General features: G+C 35.2%; 14 protein-coding genes, 1 tRNA gene and 1 pseudogene. 6 read left to right on the forward strand and 10 right to left on the reverse strand.

Annotation, left to right across the window (positions count from 1 at the left end):
- Positions 1–230 precede the first annotated feature (230 nt).
- Entirely contained in the window at positions 231–689 is a 459-nt protein-coding gene (locus HWV54_RS06745) for an Hsp20 family protein (protein ID WP_005865446.1), read from the forward strand.
- A 549-nt stretch (positions 690–1,238) separates the two neighbouring features.
- Here HWV54_RS06745 and HWV54_RS06750 read toward each other — a convergent pair.
- Positions 1,239–1,315, reverse strand: a tRNA-Pro gene (locus HWV54_RS06750).
- 495 nt (positions 1,316–1,810) lie between these two features.
- On the opposite strand from HWV54_RS06750, the gene HWV54_RS06755 reads away from it, so the two are divergent.
- Entirely contained in the window at positions 1,811–2,188 is a 378-nt protein-coding gene (locus HWV54_RS06755) for an iron-sulfur cluster assembly accessory protein (protein ID WP_005865445.1), read from the forward strand.
- A gap of 62 nt (positions 2,189–2,250) precedes the next feature.
- Here the strand turns inward: HWV54_RS06755 and HWV54_RS06760 are convergent.
- The 8 genes and pseudogenes from HWV54_RS06760 to HWV54_RS06795 all read right to left on the reverse strand — a co-directional run bounded on the left by HWV54_RS06760 (position 2,251) and on the right by HWV54_RS06795 (position 15,184).
- A pseudogene (locus HWV54_RS06760) lies at positions 2,251–2,672 on the reverse strand (MazG nucleotide pyrophosphohydrolase domain-containing protein).
- Between the two features lie 27 nt (positions 2,673–2,699).
- Positions 2,700–3,629, reverse strand: coding sequence for a lipid A biosynthesis lauroyl acyltransferase (locus HWV54_RS06765; protein WP_040296384.1), 930 nt, complete (start codon positions 3,627–3,629; stop codon positions 2,700–2,702).
- 6 nt (positions 3,630–3,635) lie between these two features.
- Entirely contained in the window at positions 3,636–4,664 is a 1,029-nt protein-coding gene (locus HWV54_RS06770) for a zinc-binding dehydrogenase (protein ID WP_005865442.1), read from the reverse strand.
- A gap of 68 nt (positions 4,665–4,732) precedes the next feature.
- Positions 4,733–6,007, reverse strand: coding sequence for a beta-ketoacyl-ACP synthase (locus HWV54_RS06775; RefSeq protein WP_005865441.1), 1,275 nt, complete (start codon positions 6,005–6,007; stop codon positions 4,733–4,735).
- A 14-nt stretch (positions 6,008–6,021) separates the two neighbouring features.
- On the reverse strand, positions 6,022–7,197 hold the full coding sequence (locus HWV54_RS06780; protein WP_005865440.1) for a beta-ketoacyl-ACP synthase: 1,176 nt from the start codon (positions 7,195–7,197) through the stop codon (positions 6,022–6,024).
- A gap of 10 nt (positions 7,198–7,207) precedes the next feature.
- Positions 7,208–7,492, reverse strand: a complete 285-nt coding sequence (locus tag HWV54_RS06785; protein ID WP_005865439.1) for an acyl carrier protein — start codon at positions 7,490–7,492, stop codon at positions 7,208–7,210.
- 186 nt (positions 7,493–7,678) lie between these two features.
- A complete protein-coding gene (locus tag HWV54_RS06790; protein WP_005865438.1) occupies positions 7,679–10,006 on the reverse strand; it encodes an NADP-dependent malic enzyme in 2,328 nt (775 codons plus the stop codon).
- 615 nt (positions 10,007–10,621) lie between these two features.
- Positions 10,622–15,184 carry a coiled-coil domain-containing protein gene (locus tag HWV54_RS06795; protein WP_005865437.1) on the reverse strand — a complete coding sequence of 1,521 codons (4,563 nt, stop codon included), beginning with the start codon at positions 15,182–15,184 and terminating at the stop codon, positions 10,622–10,624.
- Between the two features lie 709 nt (positions 15,185–15,893).
- Between HWV54_RS06795 and hfq the strand changes: the two genes are divergently transcribed.
- The 4 genes from hfq to HWV54_RS06815 all read left to right on the forward strand — a co-directional run bounded on the left by hfq (position 15,894) and on the right by HWV54_RS06815 (position 20,658).
- Complete coding sequence (hfq, locus tag HWV54_RS06800; RefSeq protein WP_040296383.1) at positions 15,894–16,133, forward strand: RNA chaperone Hfq; 240 nt, start codon at positions 15,894–15,896, stop codon at positions 16,131–16,133.
- Positions 16,134–16,187: 54 nt separating this feature from the next.
- Positions 16,188–17,531 carry a GTPase HflX gene (gene hflX, locus HWV54_RS06805; protein WP_005865435.1) on the forward strand — a complete coding sequence of 448 codons (1,344 nt, stop codon included), beginning with the start codon at positions 16,188–16,190 and terminating at the stop codon, positions 17,529–17,531.
- A gap of 142 nt (positions 17,532–17,673) precedes the next feature.
- A complete protein-coding gene (locus tag HWV54_RS06810) occupies positions 17,674–19,443 on the forward strand; it encodes a GumC domain-containing protein (RefSeq protein ID WP_005865434.1) in 1,770 nt (589 codons plus the stop codon).
- Positions 19,444–19,581: 138 nt separating this feature from the next.
- Positions 19,582–20,658 (forward strand): COX15/CtaA family protein, encoded by a 1,077-nt coding sequence (locus tag HWV54_RS06815; RefSeq protein WP_176953568.1) that lies wholly within the window; start codon positions 19,582–19,584, stop codon positions 20,656–20,658.
- A gap of 20 nt (positions 20,659–20,678) precedes the next feature.
- Here the strand turns inward: HWV54_RS06815 and argC are convergent, their stop codons facing one another.
- Positions 20,679–21,614 (reverse strand): N-acetyl-gamma-glutamyl-phosphate reductase, encoded by a 936-nt coding sequence (argC, locus tag HWV54_RS06820; RefSeq protein WP_005865432.1) that lies wholly within the window; start codon positions 21,612–21,614, stop codon positions 20,679–20,681.
- Positions 21,615–21,947: the final 333 nt, after the last annotated feature.

A 21,947-nucleotide genomic window follows, 5' to 3' on the forward strand; every position in this document is an offset into this window, starting at 1 on the left:
CGAGAAGTCTAATGTTTATGTAATGGTAAAGAAGAGTTAAGAAACAGTTATATCGCTTTTTACGTATTTGTATGAATTCAAGCATGAAAGAGTTGAAATAAGATAGAACGATTACCAGATAAATAGTGCAGTCGCTATAATGGGACTGTGGATTCACGGGAAAATTTGCCATTTGGAAATTTTGTGAGTCAATTATAAATTTATAGTCGCTCTAAAGGAGGGCAATGTTTATGCGTCAAGTAGATTTTTCACCATTTTATCGTTCCACAGTAGGTTTTGATCATCTTTTTAACTGGTTTGATTCCAGGACACAACCCGATGATGTCTCTTCTTATCCACCATATAATATTGAACGTTTAACAGAAGATTCTTATAGAATTTCTATGGCTGTTGCTGGTTTTTCTCAAAATGAAATCGATATCGAAACGCATTGTAATCAACTGATCATTAAGGGTGAAAGAAAGCCTGAAAACGATGAGGAAGAACGGGAATTTCTTTATCGAGGTATTGCTTCGCGCGTTTTTGAGCGGCGTTTTCATTTGGCTGATCATGTTAAGGTTATTGGTGCAGAACTTGCTGATGGCCTTCTTCATATTCAACTTAAAAGGGAAATGCCTGCGGAGCTAAAACCTAAAAAAATAATTGTGCAGACATCATCATCTGCTATGAAAAATGATACCAGTTCATAATAGCCGTAACGCAAATTTATAGGCTAAGAAAGATGAATTATTGTTGATAACGAAGCAACGCGCGATAAAGGTTTCGCGTTGCTTTGTATCTTTTATCAAAAGAAAGCCTTTTTTAATAAAAATTGTTCTTCTATTTTTATTTAAATAATTATGCTATCATATATTACTGTAAGTTAAGGCAATGGAGTAGATTTTTGAAACTTCATATCTGCATAATGGAAAAATAATTTAATTGTAGTTTGGATAAGATTTTATACTAAGTGGGAAAGAGGTGGGATTAGGTAGGAATACGTGATAATTCATTGTTTTTATGTCTATTTTTTATCAGTAAGTGCTTATTTATCGAAATGGATTTTGATATATCACAATCGAGAAAAGAGCAAAAAATTGCAAGAATCAGAATTTGATAGCAAAAAAGGTAAAAGGTTTTTGAAGATCCTTTAAGACTCCCCTTTAAAATTCTGTAAAAAAATAAATTAGTACAAAATCTAATGATAAGCTACAGAGTTACACTACAATAGTAGCAAGCTATCCTACAACTGAAAAAAGTGGTCGGAGCGGCGGGATTTGAACCCACGCCCCCTTGACCCCCAGTCAAGTGCGCTACCAGGCTGCGCTACGCTCCGAACTGTGTAAAACGACTAAACGACTGTTTCTGTAAAGGCAAGGGAAAAAATAAATAGAGTAAAATTTAAAATACTCTTGCACTTTTAAAGAGAGTTTATACTCGCAAAAAGAAATTTTACCTTTAAATATTTCTTTGTTCATTAACTAAATAATTAAACCGTTCAGTTCTTAGTTTCGTTGATTTTATAACTGTATATGTATACATATTCATTTATTATTTTATGCGGATTGTGAAGACATAAGATAAATTTTTTGTTCTTCTAAACGTATTTATTTTTTCTAGCACTTAATAGATGTGGAGAAAAATGATACTTTTAAGAGTTTCTGTTTGCGTGATCACAAATCCAAATTGTTGGATATGAGTTTTTATTCCGATGAAAAAAGATCAAAACATTTCAATTTATAGCTTGTTGTTTTTTTTGATATACCAGATAAATAAAAGTGTCGAAGATGAAACACTTTCAAAATGTTATTGAGCAAGAAAAGAGTAAATGATGAGCCGTTTTTCGGTAATAAATTTGACGGAAGCTGCAGTAAATCGTGTTAAAACGATTATGGGAGAAAAAGATGCGCTTGGTATTCTTATTGGTATCAAAAAAGGTGGATGTGCTGGGATGGAATACACCATTACCCTTGTAAAGAAAGAGGTTTTGGATGCAGATGTTGTTGAAGTAAACGGCGCTCGTGTTTTTATTGCACATGATGCAGTATTATTTTTATTAGGAACACAGGTGGATTATGAAGTGACAACACTTCGTTCTGGTTTTGTATTTAAAAATCCTAATCAAGTTTCAGCATGTGGGTGCGGTGAATCGGTAGAACTTCGTCCTGTCTCGCAAAAACAGTTAAATGAAACATATAAAGCCAATTGAGCTTCATGAAGTTTTTTTGAGGGATTATTGATTTTTTAGGTTGATGTAATATGGAATTTTTCTTATTTCCTACGTTCAGCTTTATTCCAAAGATCTTCCATTTCATTTAAAAACACGTCAGCCAGTATTTTAGATTGCATAGATAGATTTTCTTCAATATAGGTAAAGCGATTTCGAAATTTTATATTCGTTTCTTTTAATGCTTTTTATGAGTCAATATTCAAGTGGTACGCAAGATTAAGCCACTTTCTTCTTGTGCAATTGTAGCATGATAGATGACTTGTAAAAGAAGATGATCGAGTTTGTTGCAAAGATTTATACGGTTTTCCCGTTTAATAGCATTGATAACTTCGTAAACTTCTTCAATCATATAGGGTATCAGCGATTCAAATATTTGTTTTGTATTCCAGACACATCCGCTATCACGATTTCGTAATGCTGCCACAATTGCGATAAGATCATTAATATTTTTTGAGGCGATCATTTATGTCTATAAGTATTTATAGATATGTCAGTCATCCCAACGTTTATGTAACCACGTCCATTGTCCTGGATATTCACGTACCCAACTTTCAACAATGTCATTTAATTTTTGCATAGAAGCGGTTATATCGATTTCTTTTTTTTCATTAAGTGGAAGCTCTACACGTTCATATAACTCTAAACGATGACGTCCTCCAGCTAGACGGATACAACGTGCTGGGTAAATATCACAATCATATTGTCGTGCAAGTTTTATAATTAAGGGATTAGTTTTAAGTGGTCTATTAAAAAATGTTCCTAAAACACCTCGGCGAAATTTTTGATCAACGAGCATGCCAATATTTTTACCCTCTGCTAATTTGGTTGCTAATGCCCAAGCTGCACCGGCTTTAGATGGGACGAGATGCCCCATGGAAGTTTGCCGAGTTTTATGGACTTGTTTTGCAATATATGGATTATTGGGAGGTCTAAATAATACTGTAATATTAAGACCAAAACTTTGAGCGCATATAGGGAGAAGCTCAAAATTTCCAGTATGAGCTGTGAAAAAAATATGCGGTTTTTTTTCATCTTTTAATCGCTGAAATATTTCAGCACCTTTAACTTCAATAAAACCTGGCTTATCTGCACAAGGATCAAAATCAAAAATTTTATCAAGAAAAGTATATTCAGCCAAAAACTGTCCTATATTCTCCCACATTTCTATTGCAATTGCTTGGAGTTCCTCTTCGTTTTTTTCTGGATAAGCGGCTCTAAGGTTTGCAAGAGCAATTTTATGGCGATGCAAAAGGGGACCAAATGTTTTTGCCAACCACGAAAAGAAAGAAAATCCTATATTGATAGGAAAATATTTTAAAATAGATAAAGAACCAATGAGTAGATATCCCCAAAAAAAGTAAAATAATTTTTTTGGTATAACTTTAATATGATAAATAAAATTTTTAATATAAAACTTCATCATAACTTAATCGATTTTAAGAATAATTTTACCAAAAATATCACGGTTTTCCATTCGTTTTAAAGCTGTATCAATTTCATCAAATCCAACAATTGTATCGATGACAGGATGTACAAAGCCTTGTGCCATTTTCTGCATAGCATTTTGCATATTTTCTATGCGACAACCAAATGAACCAAATATTTTCAGTTGTTGCTGGAATAGATGCATAAGATTTAATGGTGCTGTAACTCCAGAGGTAGAACCACACGTTACTAAGCGTGCTCCTCGTTTCATACATAACAGAGAACCTCCCCATGTATCGGCTCCTACGTGCTCAAAAACAACATCAACACCTTGTTTGTGAGTTAATTTACGTACAATGCCTTCAAAACGATCTTTACGGTAATTAATAACGTGATCTGCACCAAGAGATTGTGCTTTTGCAATTTTTTCATCTGAACCTACAGTTGTGATAACTGTACATCCTTTCTGTTTTGCAAGTTGAATGGCTGCTGAACCGATACCAGAACCACCCGCTTGTATCAGAATTGTTTCACCTGCTTCTAGTTTAGCATTATCGAAAAGCATATGTTCTACAGTGCCAAAAGTAATTGGAGCGACAGCTGCTTGCAGTTCATCACATTTGGGAGGAGCTGGGACCAATAGATGTGCTGGTAAATTAACAAATTCACAGGCAAATCCATCAAGATGAAAACCGTAGACACCTTTTACATGATTGCAAAGATTATCACGTCCTTCACAACAAGCTTGGCATATTCCACATGTTTGAGCACCATAGATTGAGACGATTTGTCCAAGTTGTAAATTTTTAACATTACTTCCTAGTTGAATAACTTTACCAGAAGATTCTGCACCAATTATGAGTGGCATTTTTCTTTTAGCAAAAGCCATACCCCGCCAACCCCAAACATCGATATGATTAAGAGCAACAGCTTTAATACGTATTGTTACTTCATCGGGGAGAGGTGGAGGTGGCGGGGCAATATCAGTGATTTCAAGTTGACGTTCATTTAATAGTTGTAGTGCACGCATTATTATCCCCCTTGAGTATATATAGCTATTATGTGAAGTATAACCAAGTTTGATGAGTATTGAGAGGATTATCCTTTATAGGCTGTGATAACAAGACTGGTATTTTGACCCCCGAATCCAAATGAGTTTGACAAAACAGTATTGACATAGGCTTTACGGCTATGGTTAGGAACAACATCTAAAGGGATAGCAGAATCAGGATTATCATAATTGATTGTAGGGGGAAGTATTCCGGTTTGAATAGTTAAAAGCGAAAAAATAGCCTCTATAGCACCGGCAGCAGTTAACGTATGGCCAATCATTGATTTATTAGAAGAAACTGGAATATGTTCTAAGATATCACCAAAGACTGTTGATAATGCAAGATACTCCATCTTTTCATTTTCGGGTGTTGAGGTTCCATGTGCATTAATATAGTCTATTTCATTAATGGTTATTTTTGCATCATCTAAGGCCTTGCGAACGGCTTCAATTGCTGGAGATGCATTGGGTTTTGAACGCGTCCGGTGAAAATCATCTGCTGTTTCTCCACAACCAGCCAAAATTCCTAAAACTGTTGCATTACGATTTAGTGCGCTTTGGAGAGATTCAAGAACAAGAGCACCTGATCCTTCTGCCATAACAAAACCATCTCGATCACGACTAAAGGGTTTTGCTGCTTTTTCTGCAGGATCGTTCTGAGTTGAAAGAGCAGATAATAATGAAAAGCGGATAAGGGATTCTGCTGAAACTGAACCATCTGTAGCAATTGTGAGTGCACGATTTGTCTCTCCCCGCCGAATAGCTTCAACACCTAATTGAATCGCTGTTGCTCCAGATGCACAAGCAGTGGAAAGTGTAATAGGAAGTCCCTTAGTTCCAAATTTTTTTTGAAGTTTTTCTGCAATTGCACCAAATTGTGTGGTTTCAAAGAATGTCTCGTGAAGATTATGACGGCAAACTTCAAGAAGATGTGCATAGGAAGGCTCACCAATGCATGTCTCCTTTTGATCAAGAGTAAAGCGCGCTGTCCATTCAAGCTCAACAGGGGGAGCTGCTAAAAATAATGGTCCATTGAAATTTGTTTTATCAAGAGCTGCTTGTTCTAAAGCTTCTTCGGCAGCAAGATCAGCGAGTTTTTCAGAAAGAGCTGAAGCACCAAGCGAACTTTCTTTAAGAAAATCAACTGTTCCAGCAATACATGTATTTAGTCCCTCAATAGGAAAACGTGTTATTTTATGGATGCCACTAGTACCACTTGTTAATTTTTGCCAATTTTCGTGTTTTCCTTGTCCTAGTGATGTTACAATTCCTGCACCGGTTATTGCAACAAGTGGACGCTCAAAATGATCGTTATATTTCACTATAGAAATTCTCCTTAAGCATTAGTTAGGCGGACTATACCTTCAGCTCTTTTTATGCCAATGGTTGTCACAAACGCTTCATGTACTTCTTTAGAAAAAGGTTTTTCATGAACACTTAATGCTGAAAAACTGCGTTTTTTGTTAACAGTGATAGCAGCAAGTGCAAGTGCTAAAGGAAATTGCGCTTCGCGCATATAACCAAACAATGTTGTAATACCACGGTAATACATATCAGTAGCTTCAAGAGCGTTTTGTTCTGCTTTGGTTACTTCATGAAATCCTGAAGCAGCTGAAATGGCTAAAGTAGATTTAGCTTCCATTGTTTTCAACATAGATACAATTGATTTTTCAAGTGGGACTTTTGTTCTGTCTGTTTGATCCGTGATAATCTGGCTAATTTCAGCATAAACACGTGCATTACGTTTTCTTGCGTGTTCCCCATTTTCAAGGACTAGAAAGATACCTCCAGAACCCGTTATAACACCACCACCAGGATAATTTTTACGGTCCCATACCGGTGTCCATCCACCTCTAGTTAAGAGACCTCCAAGTTCATGGGCCAATAACATATCATAACTTTGTGTGTTATAAGAGCTTCCTACCAGTGCATGGGTACTTTGACCTGATCGAATACGAGCTACAGCAATTTGAAATGCAGAAAGCCCACTACCTTCTTCTCCCATAAACGTGCGAGAAGACCCTGTTACTTTATGAACAATTGAAATATTTCCAGCTAAAAGATTTGAGAGTTGTGCCAAAAATAAAGTTGGACGAAGTTCAGTCGAAAGAACTGAATTTAACATGGAAGTATAATTAGCTGTTGTACGTGCTTTAGAAAGAATTTGTGTATCAACGACAATATCACGTTCTCCTCCACTTGCTGCAACGATCATATCCATTGTCGAAGTTAATTGTTTATTATTTTTTATGCCTGCATCATCAAGAGCGAGGCCAGCTGCATAGGTACCAAGACGTTGCCACATCCCCATTTGCCGTTGATCACTTTTTTGGGGAATTTGTAAATTCCAATCAACTTTAGGTAATTTATGGACAGTGTAGGGTGAAAAAGTTGTACAATCAAGATTTGGTGTAGCTGTAGGATTATTCAAGTATTCCCAATGACGATCAACTCCTTCACCTAAAGAGCTTATAAGTCCTATACCAGTGATAAATACAGCTTGATTATGCATAGTAAAAAAATTATTCTGCCTGTTTTAAAGCAACGAGTTCATCGATTTTTGCACAAAGATTTTTAAGAACAAAATATTCTTCTGTTGCGACTGCACCTTCGTTGACTTCCTGAGTCCATTGTTCTAATGGGATTTTAATTCCAAAAGCTTTATCAATAGCAAAAACAATATCTAGAAAATCTAGGCTATCGGTTCCCAAATCATCAATGATATGGCTTTCAGGTATGATTATACTGCGATCAATTTCACTGATTTCTGCGATGATATCAGCAACTTTATCAAAAGTAGAGGGCAATGTACGGTTCCTTATTATAGAGTTGGTAAATTTAAAATATACTTAATGCTATTCTTCTAGCCTTTTTTTCCCTTAAAAAAAAGACGTAATCTAGAATAAGTCGTTTTTATCATAAGGAAAACGTGTTTGTAGTGTATGAAATGCTAGGCTTCAGGATTTTGAAAAACTTTGAATTTTATTGTCATTTTACTTATTTTCACTTATTTTAGAGCTGTTTCTGTTTGCAGCAAGAACTGCAAGAGCTGTCATATTAACCACTCCGCGTGAAGTTACTGAAGGTGTCAGAATATGTGCAGGACGTGAGGCTCCGATCAAAATAGGGCCTACATGAAGTGCATTAGTTAGATTTTTTACGAGATTGAGTGTTATATTAGCTGCATCAAGTGTTGGAAAGACAAGTAAATTAGCTTCCCCTTTGAGACGTGAATCAGGAAAAACACTGTCACGAAAAACTGTAGAAAGCGCAGCATCACCGTGCATTTCTCCATCGGCTTCTAAATTGGGATGTAATTTGGCAAGAATTTCGGTTGCACGGCGCATTTTACGTGCACTTTCTGTATTTTTTGAACCAAAGTTTGAATGTGATAATAATGCTGCCTTTGGTGTTATACCAAATGCTTCAATTTCTTGCGCTGCCAATACTGTCATTTCTGCTATTTCTTCTGCAGAAGGATTTTCATTGACATAAGTATCTGTTAAAAAAAGAGTACGATGTGGAGAAATAAGTAAACTCACAGCTGAAAAATGACGAACATTTGAATTAAGTCCAATAACTTGTTCAATTAATTCAAGATGACGTTCAAAACGTCCTTCTAAACCGCAAATCATTGCATCAGCTTCTTCGCGCATTACGGCGAGGGCTGCAATCGCTGTTGCAGATGTTCTGACAATTGTTTTTGCAACTTCGGGTGAAACACCACGTCTTCCTGTATAGCGGAGAAATAAATTAACATACTCACGAAAACGCGGATCACTTTCTGGATTTGTAAGTTCAAAATCTATACCAGGGCGAATTCTTAAACCGAAGCGCTTTAATCTTGCCTCTACGACATGTGGGCGGCCGATAAGGAGAGGAATTGCAGTTTGTTCTTCAAGAACAATTTGTGCTGCGCGAAGCACCCGTTCATCTTCACCATTAGCATAAATTACGCGTTTACGTTTTGCTGTTTTTGCTGCTGCAAAAACAGGCTTCATTGTTAATCCAGAACGAAATACGAATCTATTGAGGATATCATAATAGGCTTCCATATTTTCAATTGGTCGAATCGCTACACCAGTTTCCATTGCTGCTTTAGCAACAGCAGGAGCAATACGTAGTATTAAGCGCGGATCAAAAGGGGAGGGAATGAGATAGTCTGGTCCGAAACTAGGGGGGGGCTTTGAGTATGCACGTGCTGCGACATCTGAAGTTTCTTCACGAGCGAGAGCTGCAATCGCATGAACTGCGGCCATTTTCATTTCTTCATTAATTGCAGTAGCACCGACATCTAATGCACCACGAAAGATATAAGGAAAACAAAGAACATTATTGACTTGATTGGGATAGTCAGAACGTCCTGTGCAGATCATTGCATCTGGCCTTACAGCATGTGCTTTTTCTGGCATAATTTCTGGTATTGGATTAGCAAGCGCTAAAATTAATGGATTCGGAGCCATTTTTTTTAGATATTCAGATTTTAAAACACCTCCCGCTGAAACGCCTAGAAAAATATCTGCATTGTCAATAATCTCGGATAATGTCCGTGCATTCGTTTTTTGTGCATACTTGATCTTCCAACGATCCATAAGAGTCGTGCGTCCTTCATAAACTACTCCTTCTAAATCGCTGAGCCAAATATTTTTAACTTTTGCTCCAAGACGGACCAAAAGGTTAATACAAGCTAGAGCTGCGGCACCTGCACCTGAAACAACTATTTTTGCATTTTCAATTTTTTTTCCTGAAAGATTTAATGCATTTAATACAGCCGCAGAGACAATAATGGCAGTTCCATGTTGGTCATCATGAAAAACCGGAATATTCATTTTAGAACGAAGCTTTTCTTCGATTTCAAAACATTCAGGAGCTTTTATATCTTCAAGATTAATACCACCAAAAGTGGGTTCTAAAGCAGATACAGTCTCTACCATTTTTTCGATATTGGAAGCATCGATTTCAATATCAAAAACATCAATATTCGCAAATTTTTTAAATAAAACAGCTTTTCCTTCCATAACAGGCTTAGAGGCGAGAGGACCAATATTTCCCAATCCAAGAACAGCAGTTCCATTTGATATAACGGCAACTAAATTAGAACGGGAAGTGTATTGAGCAGCAAGATTGGGATCTTTATGAATTGCAAGACATGGAGCTGCAACACCTGGAGAATAAGCAAGAGCTAGATCACGCTGATTGTCAAGAGGTGTTGTCGCTTGTATTTCCAATTTTCCGGGTTTGGGATGTTGGTGATAAAAAAGTGCGGCACTATCAAGTTCAGCTTTTTGTAAACTGAAGTTACTATTTCGTTCTATAGACATTATTTGCGGTATCCAGGTTAGTGATGTTTATGTAAGATATTCCTATTACGGTAAGTTTTTTCTACTGTTAAATCCTAATTTTTCTGAATATAAAAATGTGTAAGCATAAGAAAATTTTCTTGGATCATTAAATCAGTTTGATGTTTCTTTGTATTTGCGCTTATTAATAATTTCATTGATATCAGCACAATTAATCTTTTCTCCTTAGAAAAAATTCGCAGAAGTTAAGCAGTTAAAAAAACGAGTAAAATATTACTTAGAAATTATATACCAAGCAGTTATTTTTTTTGCAATGCTGGTGAGAAAGGAAAGAATAAAAGAAAATTATTTGTTCATTGATCATAATTGTCATAAGCATATGCTTTATTCACGTTTTTATAAATGGATATAGAATTATAGATCATTATTATTTGTATTATTGAAGAGAGTATACAAGGGAAATAACGAAGGGATATCTTATTGTATTATGCTCTCTGGTAATTGATTATACGTATTTCAAATGAAATTATTGCTTAGGATATCATAGAAAATTCAATGCTAATCATCTATTCACTCTTTTATACACCAGGAAGAGGAAAAAGTGGGAAAAAACGTTTTCTCCACTTTTATTATTGTCTATTGGATACGGTTACTAGCATGAGCGAGAAGAGTGTATACTTTTCCAGTATCCGATATCAGATATTTTCGAGCTGAGTTAGAAGAACCAGAACTGCGAGAAACATCGCGTAATAATTTTTCAAAATCTGCAATATATTGATTAACGGAATTTTTAAAATTAATATCGCTCATATACTTTTTTCTGACCGTTTCAAATATTGCTTTTCCATTTAAGGTATAAAGGCGTTCCGTCACAATGTTTTTTTGTCCACGCTGGTAATTATTCCATAGCTCAACGACAGCATTGTGGTTAATGGCTTGTACTATACCCGCTGCTAATGAATTAAGTGATCCATTTACAGAACGTGGTTTTGTTTGTACTGGTACAAAAACAGCTTCGTTAGGTGTTTCATCACACAAGTTTTCTTCGCGCGAAGCTCTTTCCAAAAGACTTGACACCCATTTATTTTGCCTTTTTTTACTTTGATCCTGTTGTCGAATAGGTTTAGGCGGTACTATTTTTTTGATGATTTCAGGAGAGATGTTATTACTTTTGTTAAGCGGCGATAATGTAGGAGTTGCTGGTATTAATTTTTCTTTTGTGCTACTTTGATCGCCTTTTTGTATAACGCTTACCAAATCTTTTAATGCTGTAATTTGTTCATTTAAAGCAGAACGAATTGTTTGCGTTGTTTCTTTTGTCTTTTCTGGCAACTTTTGAACATTCTCATTAATATCGTTATTAATTTTCGAAAGTTCTAAACGAATTTCTTCAGCCGAGCGACGTATATTTTCTGCTGCTCCTGAAAAACGTGTGGAGGCTTCATTAATAAGTTGATTAAGTGATTGTTGGAGTGAATGCGTCGAATTACGTGTATTTTCATCAGTACGTTCAAATGCTAAACTAATAATATTTTCATAATGTTCAATTAACTTATTAATTTCATTTGATTTTGAGACAAGAGCATTACTTAACGCAGAAAGCGTGTTATGTTTTTCTTCAAGTGTGGTACTAAGTGAATTTTCAGATTGTTCGAGAACGTGGATGGTTTTAGAAAGTGTTTTAGCATGTTCACTGAAATTGTTTGTTATATGGCTAATTTTTTCAAATATGTTTTGTGAAAGTCCTTGTAGAACCTCAACATTATTATTAAGCACTTGATTTGAGGCTGATAAATGCTCTGTCACTTGATGAGTGTTGCGGAAAAAATTATTTGCACTCTCATTAAACTGTCCATCAATATTTTGAATTGCTGATAATAAAACATTACTGTTTTCGTGGAGAGTGTAAATTGATGTATTCAATTGCTCAATGATGGATGAAATATTCTCGACAAGATCTTCCTTTATAGCAGTTACGGTTTGAATAGTTTCAGAGTTAGTTTGTGTCAAACTATTTACTAAAATTTCATTTTGTGCAAGAATTCTCTGTTCAGCATCTTGGGTTGAGAGAGAGAGCTGTTCACTAATATGCTGTGTTAAATAATCAATTGACTCGGTTGTATTTTGCGCAGCTTGATTTAAATAATTTGTTAATTCCGTAAGTTTTCCAACATGTCCTGAGATTTGAGTCTCTGTCTGACTTCTTGCTTCTTCTAAACGAGTGCTTACGTCATAAAGTTGATTCCCTAGATTATTTTTAAGATTCTGCATAGAGTGATGAAGAACATTGCAACGTTCACTGAGTACTTCTTCAAGCGCTGTTGCTGAAGTATGAATTGTTTCATTCAACAATGTTTGTGCATTATGACTTGCCATTGTGAAAGCTTCAGCAGTACGAGCTGTTTGCTCAGACAGAACAGAAAGAACTTGTTCACTGGTATCATAAATTGTTTGTTTGACGTTTGATACAATACGATTACTAGACTCCGAGAGAATATTTTCTGCTTTTCCAGTAACATTAGCAACAGACGAAACTATTTGTTCACCCGTAGAAAAGAGAACATCAGAAGCTTTTATAATTTTATCATGTAGGTTGTCGGTAACTGTATTAACAGAATTCTCTAATGTGATTCGTATATTATCGACACTTGTTTCTAGCGCTTGTTGGATTGCTTGATTTTGTTCGTTATTACAGATGATAGATGTTTGTAATATATCAGAGCGTTCTCCAAAAGCAGATGTTTGTGTTTCGATAGTTTCGCATACTTGGCTAATTTTTTCGGATAATGTTTCTTCTAATGTGGTAGCACATTCAAAAATTTTACGTGCACGAACTTCTAGATTTGTATCGAATGATTCTATGTGTGTTTCAAGAGCTTCAAAAAATTTACCGTTGGATTGAGAAAGAGTATCCTTTAGAATTTCGGCATGACCTTCAAGGTTTTTTATATGGCCTTGAACAGTTTCAGTAATGTTCTTGTTATTGGCAACAATTGCATTCTCGACTAAATCTATTTGTTGCTTTAACGCGATATCAACGCGTATATCGCTTTTTGTGATAAGATTATGGAGTGTTTCCATCCGTTGTTCAAGTGTGCGTGCCTGATCTGCAAGAACTTCATTGAGAGAAAAACTATTAATAGCCAAAGAATCACGTAAAGCTTCAGCTCGTATATCAATATTTCTAGCTTGTGTTTCTAAAGCATCTTTAGTTGTATTGCAGCTTTGCGTGATAACCTCTTGTAGCTTCTCTGTGCACTGAGCTATATTTGCCATATGGGTTTCAGTATGCTGGTCAATGATTTGAACATTATCAATCAGAACTTTTTCAATATTTGAAGCATTGTGGGCTAAGACATCAATCTGATTTTTTAATGTTGCGGCGATTTTATTCTTTTCGCTGTCGAGCACATCTGCCATCATATCTCGTTGATCAGAAAGTTGCTGTTTAAAATCTTGTGAGCGTTCTTGTATGATATCAACAATTGCATTATCAACATTTTTAATCTCTTCTCTTAGCATTTCTTTGCTTTTGTCGATTGCAGAAAGAATATTGTCGTGTCCAATTGTAAAAGCGTTGGTAATATCAGCTGTTCTTTCTTTGAGGCTTTCATTAATTTGTAAGGTATGGGATTCTAAAAAATTGCCAAGCTTTTCAGCATTATTTTCTAGAGTTTGAGTGCGAGCAATGAAAGACTCGATTATAGAATCACCTTGTTTTTTTAGAGAAAAGTCGACAGTCGCTAAACGGTTTTCAAAGGCTTCAATTGCTTCCGAAGTTACGTTATCAAATTTAGAGGAGAGTTTATATGCTTGCTCATCGAGTTGCATGATTTTCTCATCAAAATTTTGTAAAGATTGATTATTGCGATCAATAATAGCTTCATCTAACGTTTTGAATTTTTCATCAATACTGTGTAGAGTATGATCTGTCGCTTCTTGTATATGTGTAGCAATTTTAGCCATATGCGCTTCAGCTTTAGAAGCTACTTCATTAAAGGTTCTCTCTATTTGTTTTTCATTGTTATCAAAACGTTCTGAGAAACCATCAAAATTCTTTCCTAATTCGTGAAAAAACTTTGAGTTTTTTTGCTGCATTTGCGTTGTGGTTTCATTAAATTTTTCAACGAGCTGATTCGTTATGCCATCACCGGCATAACAAAGTTTCTCAATAAGAGCTTCTCCCTGTTTCTGTAAAGTCTGCGAAAGAGTTTGCGCGAGCTTCTCAACATTGGTTACAATTTTGGAGGTAACCAAGCCAAATTCATCACTCAGTTGTTCCTGTGTTCCTTTAATTGTAGATTGTACGCGGTCAGCATGATTTAAGATGGCTATGCGTTCATTACTCAATTCTTTAATTAATGTATGAATGCGGGATTCATTTTCAGCATAAGCTTGTTCTAGATTATGAACTTCTCCTTGTATAATCGCTTCAAGTTCGACAGCACGCCCAAGAGTACGTTCAATCCCTTCATTCATGGCTGTTACTTCTTCACGGATGGTCCGTCCTATAGCGATAGCTTGTTTTTCAGGTATATGTTGTGGTTCATTAAGACGTTGTGCAGCATTTGTCATAAGAAGAGCAATATTATGCAATTCATTTGAACGCTTTGTTAATTGGGCAAACCCCCAAGATATAAGGATAGGAATTACCGTTCCCGCTGCTATAGCTAGTCCTGTTGGGGATGTAACAAAGGTGATTATATTCGATAAAGAACCGAGTCCAGCAGGAGCTAACTTATGAGCAATAACAGCACCTCCTGTTACCCATAAAGCACTGAGCGCTGTTGTACACCAATAGATTCGAGAGTTAGAACGTTGTTTTAATAATTCAAAATCTGAAGGAGTTGTTATATCATCATTAGCAGGAAGAAGTTGAGTAGACAACAATCGATTATGAACAGTTCCTCCTGAAAGTTCAGATCCAGATTTTGGGATAAAAAGCTGTTCAACAACGGTTTCATCAATAACGGCACTATCATGAATATTTGAGACAAGAGTTGAAGTACTATTTTCAGCAAAAACTTCCTCTTCTGCCATTGCAATTGTTTGAATTAACTCATCTACATTAATGACATTTTCAGGATTATGGAATGATACTGTTTCAGTCGCCGTGTCATCAAAATCAAAGTTCATAGCTTTTGAGAGAGCTTCTTCAACTTCGGCTTCAAATGTTTGTAACTTGGTTCTGCGTGCCATACTCGCCTCATACTCTTACAAACGGAAAAGGGATACGTCCTTCTCCAAAATATTCCGATATACTAGCTTTTAATTATTTAGAAAGGAATATGTCTAAGGTAAAATTTTGAAAACTTATCAAGATAAAGTTAACGCGCTTTTTTTAACTTGTTCAAAAATAGTATAAAGTACAATAAAAACAAAGTATTATTTTATTATGTTAAAAATAAAAATACTGTTTACAACTTGTGCTTATAGATAAAGTTACGAGCCTGTTATCTTTGAGTAAGGACAATTTAATGACAGTTCGGCAGTGTTAAAGAAACTGCGGTGAGCAGATGCATTTGTAGATATGCGTCTATCATTTTTTATCGATGACAAATTAACGAATCAAACTGTTGCTAGGTAATCTCTATCGAGAGAAACTAGCTATTATGCTTCTTTAAAAGGTGTGTGATTTAAAGTGTATGACATATATAATGTTTTTGAGGTACAAAATACAAAGTTCAGCTTTTACAGTATTTATAAAAAGTAAACGTGTGGGAGAAATTGCGTATTTTGTGATGAGGTTTTATAGGTTCTTGGGCTCTTTGCTTTAAAACGTCGTTTTTTCTCAATATTAAGTTGTCTTTTGCTAATTTTTGAATCTCCTACATTGACAATTGGATATTTTTCAGTCGATATGCATGCACGAATATTTTATGCAATTCGAGATAAAGGTGTAAGAACAATGGCAGAACGATCACAACACCTGCAAGATGTATTTTTAAATACGGTGCGCAAGCAAAAAATTTCTCTTACAATTTTTCTTGTAAATGGCGTTAAACTGACGGGTATTGTAACTTCGTTTGATAATTTTTGTGTCCTTCTACGTCGTGACGGACATGCGCAATTGGTTTATAAGCATGCTATTTCTACAATTATGCCCGGTCAATCTGTGCAGATGTTTGAAGGCGAAAATCCTGAATAAACAAGTAACTTTACTTTAGACCTCTTATCCCATTTTTAAAGGGCTTAGATTGCCATGATAAATGAAAATGAGAGATTTGGGGAATTTCCTTCACAGGTTTTAAAACAGGTACGTGCTATTGTTTTGGTACCGATTTATCAGGAAAGCAAAAATAATAGTACTTTACGTGGGTGTTCTGTATCTTCTCGAGTTAAGGAGGCATTGGGACTAGCGCGTGCTATAAATTTGAAAATTGTTCATTATGAAACAGTTAAGATTGTTACGCTCCGTCCTGCAACTTTGTTTGGAAAGGGTAAAGCAGAAGCACTTGCTCACTATATAAGTGAGTATAATATTGAACTTGTGATTGTAGATTATTTTTTAACGCCAGTGCAGCAGCGTAATTTAGAAAAATTATGGAATTGTAAAGTTATCGATAGAACGGCTTTGATTCTTGAAATTTTTGGAGCGCGCGCACGAACAAAAGAAGGGATTTTGCAAGTTCAATTAGCGCATTTATCTTATCAAAAAAGTAGGCTTGTACGTAGTTGGACGCATTTGGAAAGGCAACGTGGTGGTCGTGGTTTTTTAGGGGGACCTGGTGAAACTCAAATTGAAGCAGACAGGCGGCTTTTGCAAGAGAAAATTATTTGTATCCGTCGCGAATTAGAAACAGTTATTAAAACACGTGCTCTTCATAGAGCTAAAAGAAAGAAAACATCTCATCCTGTGGTTGCTTTAGTTGGATATACCAATACAGGAAAATCAACTCTTTTTAACCGTTTAAGTGGTGCGGATGTATTAGCAAAGGATATGTTGTTTGCAACTCTAGATCCAACTTTGCGCAAAGTTATTCTTCCTCATGGAAAAACTATTCTTTTGTCTGATACTGTGGGTTTTATTTCTAATTTACCAACACATTTGATTGCAGCATTTAGAGCGACTCTCGAAGAAGTAGTTGAAGCTGATCTTATTCTTCATGTGAGAGATATGTCAGATTCTGATCATTATGCGCATGCCAAAGATGTTTTAGAAGTGCTTTCAGGTCTTGGTATTAATATTAATGATACAGAGCATATCATAGAAGTTTGGAATAAAATTGATCTCTTGGACGAGCAGACATTGAATGTTTTGAAAACAAGCGCAAAAACACGATTAAATCCTGCGATAATGGTATCAGCACTTATGAGTAATGGGCTAGATCAATTATTAACAACGATTGAAAAGCGAATTTTTGGAGAAATGCAAAAGGTTGAATGTCTTTTAAGACCTCATGAAATGCTGCTTATTCATTGGTTTTATAAAAACTCTAGTGAAATAGTGCAGGAAGGACATGATGATGGTTCCGTTACTATTAGAGCAATACTTACTTCTGAAGCAAAAAAACATTTAGATCACCTCAAAAAAAATATGAATTAAAGTTTTTATTAGATATTAATGAGATTTTTGCTTACGATTTATATTTTTCTTTATCTCAAAATAATATGACTTCAAGTTAAGAGGATAGTTACTACTTTCTCTTAAATAAAAAATATGAAGTATTTTTCTGGTTGAAATAAAGATGATTTTTAAATGCGATAGAAAACCGTTGGTACGCACAGTATTACAAAATATTTTTGTTGTTTTGCTATTAGCAGTGTTATGTGCATTTTTGATTTCTTTGTATTGTTTTATTCAGCCACGGGGTTATCGAGCAACCTTAACGTTTTCTTTATCTGATACTGTTGGAAAACCTTTGCCAATTGATAAACAAAATAATGTTATTGCTCTTCTATTATCACAGCCTATATTTTTTAACGATTTAATCTTACGTAATCTTTCTTTTGAGAGGCACTTAAAGAAAGATTTTCATGAAAATATTCGTTTATCTCGCAATGGTGATTTTATCGATCTTATTTTTGAAGCAAAAACATTTGGAGCTGCTCAATACGGATTAGAAACCTGGTTTTCAGCATTTTCAAAAATAATCAGAAAACAAAAACAAAAATTATTGTTAGGGGAACGGCAAATTACTCAACAATATGATAAAACTGCGATATTCAATATAGTTCAGGAGTTTCGTTCATCAGTTGATTCTTTCATTTACCACAATATAAAACAAGCAGAGCTTAATGATCTTTCTGTGCAATTAACGGAAACAACTTTAAAGCGTATTCATTTAACGGTTTTAAACTCTACTGTTAATATGATGCGTGAAAGTGGACAGTCTTTACTGTCTTTATCATTTATTGCAAGAAATCCAATGATTTCTACACTAGAATCTAGGCGTGATCTTTTGGAGACGCAAAGAGCACATATGATCACACAATTAGGTTGGACACATCCTCAGATTAAGGCAATGACTGCTGAATTAGAAGCAGTTTCTCATCAATTAGAAAATAAAATTTTGCAGATTGTTCACCAACTTCATGCTGATGAGGTTATTGCAATGGAATTTGAAAAACAACTAAAAAAAAGGGTTAGCTTTTTTGTAAAAGATCAATTCCAAGCTTTGGATCAAATGTTTAACGAGCTCGAAAATAAAATAAGAACAATAGTAGACGTGCAAAACGAAGAGCTTAATGAGGATTCTTCTCTTCTAAAAAATATAAAGATTCATGTAGTTGTACCAACAACGATAAAAGCAATTTCTTTTATGACTCTTTACGAAAAAAATGTTATTATTAGTGCTTTTACAGGCTTAGTCATTCTTTTAGGAGGGGGAATATTGTTTTGTCTATACTATGCTGCAAAAAAAAACAAGCCAAGAGAAGATGGTTTAAAAGGTGATGAGAAGAGTGCCTTAGTATTTGAAGGAATAAAAAAACTTGAGTCTTTTATTACATTAGAAAGATTATCTGATTTTTTAAAATGTCGCGCTTCAATGATTGTTTCAATCATTGGGCCAGAATCTGCCCGAACGGCAGCAAAGTTCTCTCTTCATCTCATAAAAGAGCGTAAAACAATTTTGTTGGTAGATATTTCTGGTCAACAAATAGAGAAAGTCATTGGTCCACATCGAGGATTGAGCGATATTTTAACAGGGAATGCCCAGTTGCAGGATGTTATTTATCGTGATTATGATACGGGGGTTGATATTCTTCCCCAGGGGTTAACGAACACTATTTCTGCACAAGATTTTTCAGCTAATCTCCCTAATTTATTGCAAGAATTTAAAAAAGATTATGATTTCATAATTTTAGAAATGGAGAGTGAACCAAAATATGGATTTGAGCAATTTGCAGAGCTAACAGATTATTATATTTGTAGTATTGCTCTTAATGAACAAGATTGGATTCTGCAAATGGTGAGTAGGTTTCCGAAAACTGTTTTCCGTGTGGTTGCATCATAAACATCACAGAGTATTAATCGTGTGTTATAGTGATACTTTGTCTTGTGTTAAATTGTAGTACATATTAAGAATAACTAATATTTATATATTTAAGTTTTGAAATGAGTTATGGTTGGAGAAAGGCGTGGGGAATCAGAGATGACAGTAAAGAGTTTGAATGATAGCATTTTGACACCATTGCAGAAAAAAAATCGAAAACAAATTCGTATATGGCTTTATTTTATTTTATTCCTTTGTTTGGCGATTGTTTTAGTGGGAGGTGCTACCCGCTTGACGGGATCAGGGTTATCGATAACTGAGTGGAAACCAATTCATGGAGTCATTCCACCAATTGGTGTGGAGCAATGGCAGGAAGAGTTTTTAAAATATCAACAGATAGCGCAATATAAGTTGCTTAATCGCGATATGACGTTAAGCGCGTTTAAAGTAATTTTTTGGTGGGAATGGGTGCATCGCATTTTAGGTCGTCTTGTTGGTTTTGTGGCTTTGTTAGGTTTAATTTGGTTTTGGGCGACCAAACGTATTGAAAAAAATATCTTGCTTCAGCTTAGCATTGTGCCAATTCTTATCGTATTTCAAGGAGTGATTGGCTGGTGGATGGTGGCTTCAGGTATTGGCCAAAGTGATTTAACAAGCGTGAGCCAATATCGTTTGGCATTCCATCTTATAACAGCATGTTTTGTTATTATTTTTGTTACTTATTTATCGCGAGGTTTTGCGGAATATTCAGAAAAACCAGCTAATCAAAGAATTCAATACTTTGCTGGATGCTTTGTTGTTCTCATTTTGATTGAGATTTATTTAGGTGCTTTGGTTGCAGGACTTCATGCTGGAAAAATTTATAATACATGGCCACTTATGGATGGTCAGATTATTCCTGATGGATTATTACAGCATGAGCCTATTTGGCTTAATTTATTCGAAAATCCTTTAACGGTTCAATTTGTTCACCGTTTTTTTGCTTATTTTTTGTTAGTCGCAGCAATTATTCATGCTTTATATCTACAAAAAAATGTTCCAAACTCAACCCATTCTCGTCGTGCGTTTTTTGTGTGTATTATGGTCATAATTCAAGCATTTTTGGGTATTCTCACGTTGTTATACGAAGTTCCCATAAGTTTGGGGCTTCTTCACCAAAGCGTTGCATTAGTGATTTTGTGTTTTTCAGTCGTACATTGGCGAGCAACAAAAGGAGCGTATCGTACTATTGAATAAAGGTTTTTTTCTAGAGAAATTTAGCTTTCTGAAAGCATTAAATCGAGATTTTGAATAGCTGCTGAGGATGCGCCTTTACCTAAATTATCGAATATAGCACAGAGATTGAAAATTCCTTCGCGTTCATTGCCAAACACGAACAATTTCATTCCATCTTTATGAGCTAAGCATTCTGGGTTAAGTTTAGTAAGAGCATCAGTTTCTTCTTGTGATGCAATTGTTATGATATTTTGTCCATTGTAATGGTTTTCAAAAATTTCACGCAGATCAGAACAGTTTGCTGATTTTGTAAGTAAATGGCGATGTAGTGGAATATTTACAATCATTCCTTGGGAAAAACGACCAACACTTGGTATAAAAATGGGAGTTTGGCTGATTTGTCCATAGAGTTTAATTTCTGGAACATGTTTGTGTTTAAGATTAAGACCATAGATAAAATAATTTTCTCGAATTTCATTTTGTCGAGATCGGTTTTCCATTTGTGCAATCAATTGTTTTCCTCCACCGGTATAACCGGATATTGCATTAATTGATATCGGATAGTCTGCATCTAGCAGGCCTGCTTCACGGAGTGGTCGAATCAAGCTAATTGCACCGGTAGAGTAACACCCGGGATTAGTCACGTAGTGTGCCGCTTGGATACGTTTTTTTTGTCCCGCAGTCATTTCAGGAAAACCGTAGACCCAATCTGGTGCAATACGGTGAGCTGTTGAACTATCAATAATTCTAATTTTTTTATTATTTTTAAGCCAGTTAACCGTTTCTCGCGCAGCATCATCTGGAAGACACAAAATAGCAATGTCGGTTTGATTAAGAAAGTCTCGCCGAATATCAATATTATGTCGATCTGTATGAGAAAGAGAGAGTAATTTAAAATCCGAACGCTCTGCTAGTCGTTTTTGTATTTGTAATCCGGTTGTTCCATATTCACCATCAATAAAAACTTTTGTTGCCATTCTATTTGCCTTGAATTAATTTTTTTATGCCATATTTCGGTTGTCGCAATTATAAATTATTTTAAATTATTACCAACTTAAATTGTTGAATTTCTTAAGATTATGGATTGTTTTTCTTGTAAAAAATGCAACAAATAAAAATGCGTGAAAAGAAGTTTAATACTCACTTGACACTATTTTTCTGGGGGAAGAGTTTGTGTTTAATGGCAAAGGAAATAAAATAAATATTTATTTGCTCCATTTTTAAGTAAGAATGGTTTAAAATGTTTGGTCTGCATGGTTCGCTGTGTTATCGTTCCATGACTTTATTTTTTTGATGTTAGGAACGTGTTT

Source organism: Bartonella alsatica (assembly GCF_013388295.1).
GTDB classification, from domain to species: Bacteria; Pseudomonadota; Alphaproteobacteria; order Rhizobiales; family Rhizobiaceae; genus Bartonella; species Bartonella alsatica.

Bases quoted from the DNA above. Each gene is read 5' to 3' on its own strand.
- HWV54_RS06745 (WP_005865446.1), top strand. From the start codon at position 231: ATGCGTCAAGTAGATTTTTCACCATTTTATCGTTCCACAGTAGGTTTT.
- HWV54_RS06755 (WP_005865445.1), top strand. From the start codon at position 1,811: ATGAGCCGTTTTTCGGTAATAAATTTGACGGAAGCTGCAGTAAATCGT.
- HWV54_RS06765 (WP_040296384.1), bottom strand. From the start codon at position 3,629: ATGAAGTTTTATATTAAAAATTTTATTTATCATATTAAAGTTATACCA.
- HWV54_RS06770 (WP_005865442.1), bottom strand. From the start codon at position 4,664: ATGCGTGCACTACAACTATTAAATGAACGTCAACTTGAAATCACTGAT.
- HWV54_RS06780 (WP_005865440.1), bottom strand. From the start codon at position 7,197: ATGCATAATCAAGCTGTATTTATCACTGGTATAGGACTTATAAGCTCT.
- HWV54_RS06790 (WP_005865438.1), bottom strand. From the start codon at position 10,006: ATGTCTATAGAACGAAATAGTAACTTCAGTTTACAAAAAGCTGAACTT.
- HWV54_RS06795 (WP_005865437.1), bottom strand. From the start codon at position 15,184: ATGGCACGCAGAACCAAGTTACAAACATTTGAAGCCGAAGTTGAAGAA.
- hfq (WP_040296383.1), top strand. From the start codon at position 15,894: ATGGCAGAACGATCACAACACCTGCAAGATGTATTTTTAAATACGGTG.
- hflX (WP_005865435.1), top strand. From the start codon at position 16,188: ATGATAAATGAAAATGAGAGATTTGGGGAATTTCCTTCACAGGTTTTA.
- HWV54_RS06810 (WP_005865434.1), top strand. From the start codon at position 17,674: ATGATTTTTAAATGCGATAGAAAACCGTTGGTACGCACAGTATTACAA.
- HWV54_RS06815 (WP_176953568.1), top strand. From the start codon at position 19,582: ATGACAGTAAAGAGTTTGAATGATAGCATTTTGACACCATTGCAGAAA.
- argC (WP_005865432.1), bottom strand. From the start codon at position 21,614: ATGGCAACAAAAGTTTTTATTGATGGTGAATATGGAACAACCGGATTA.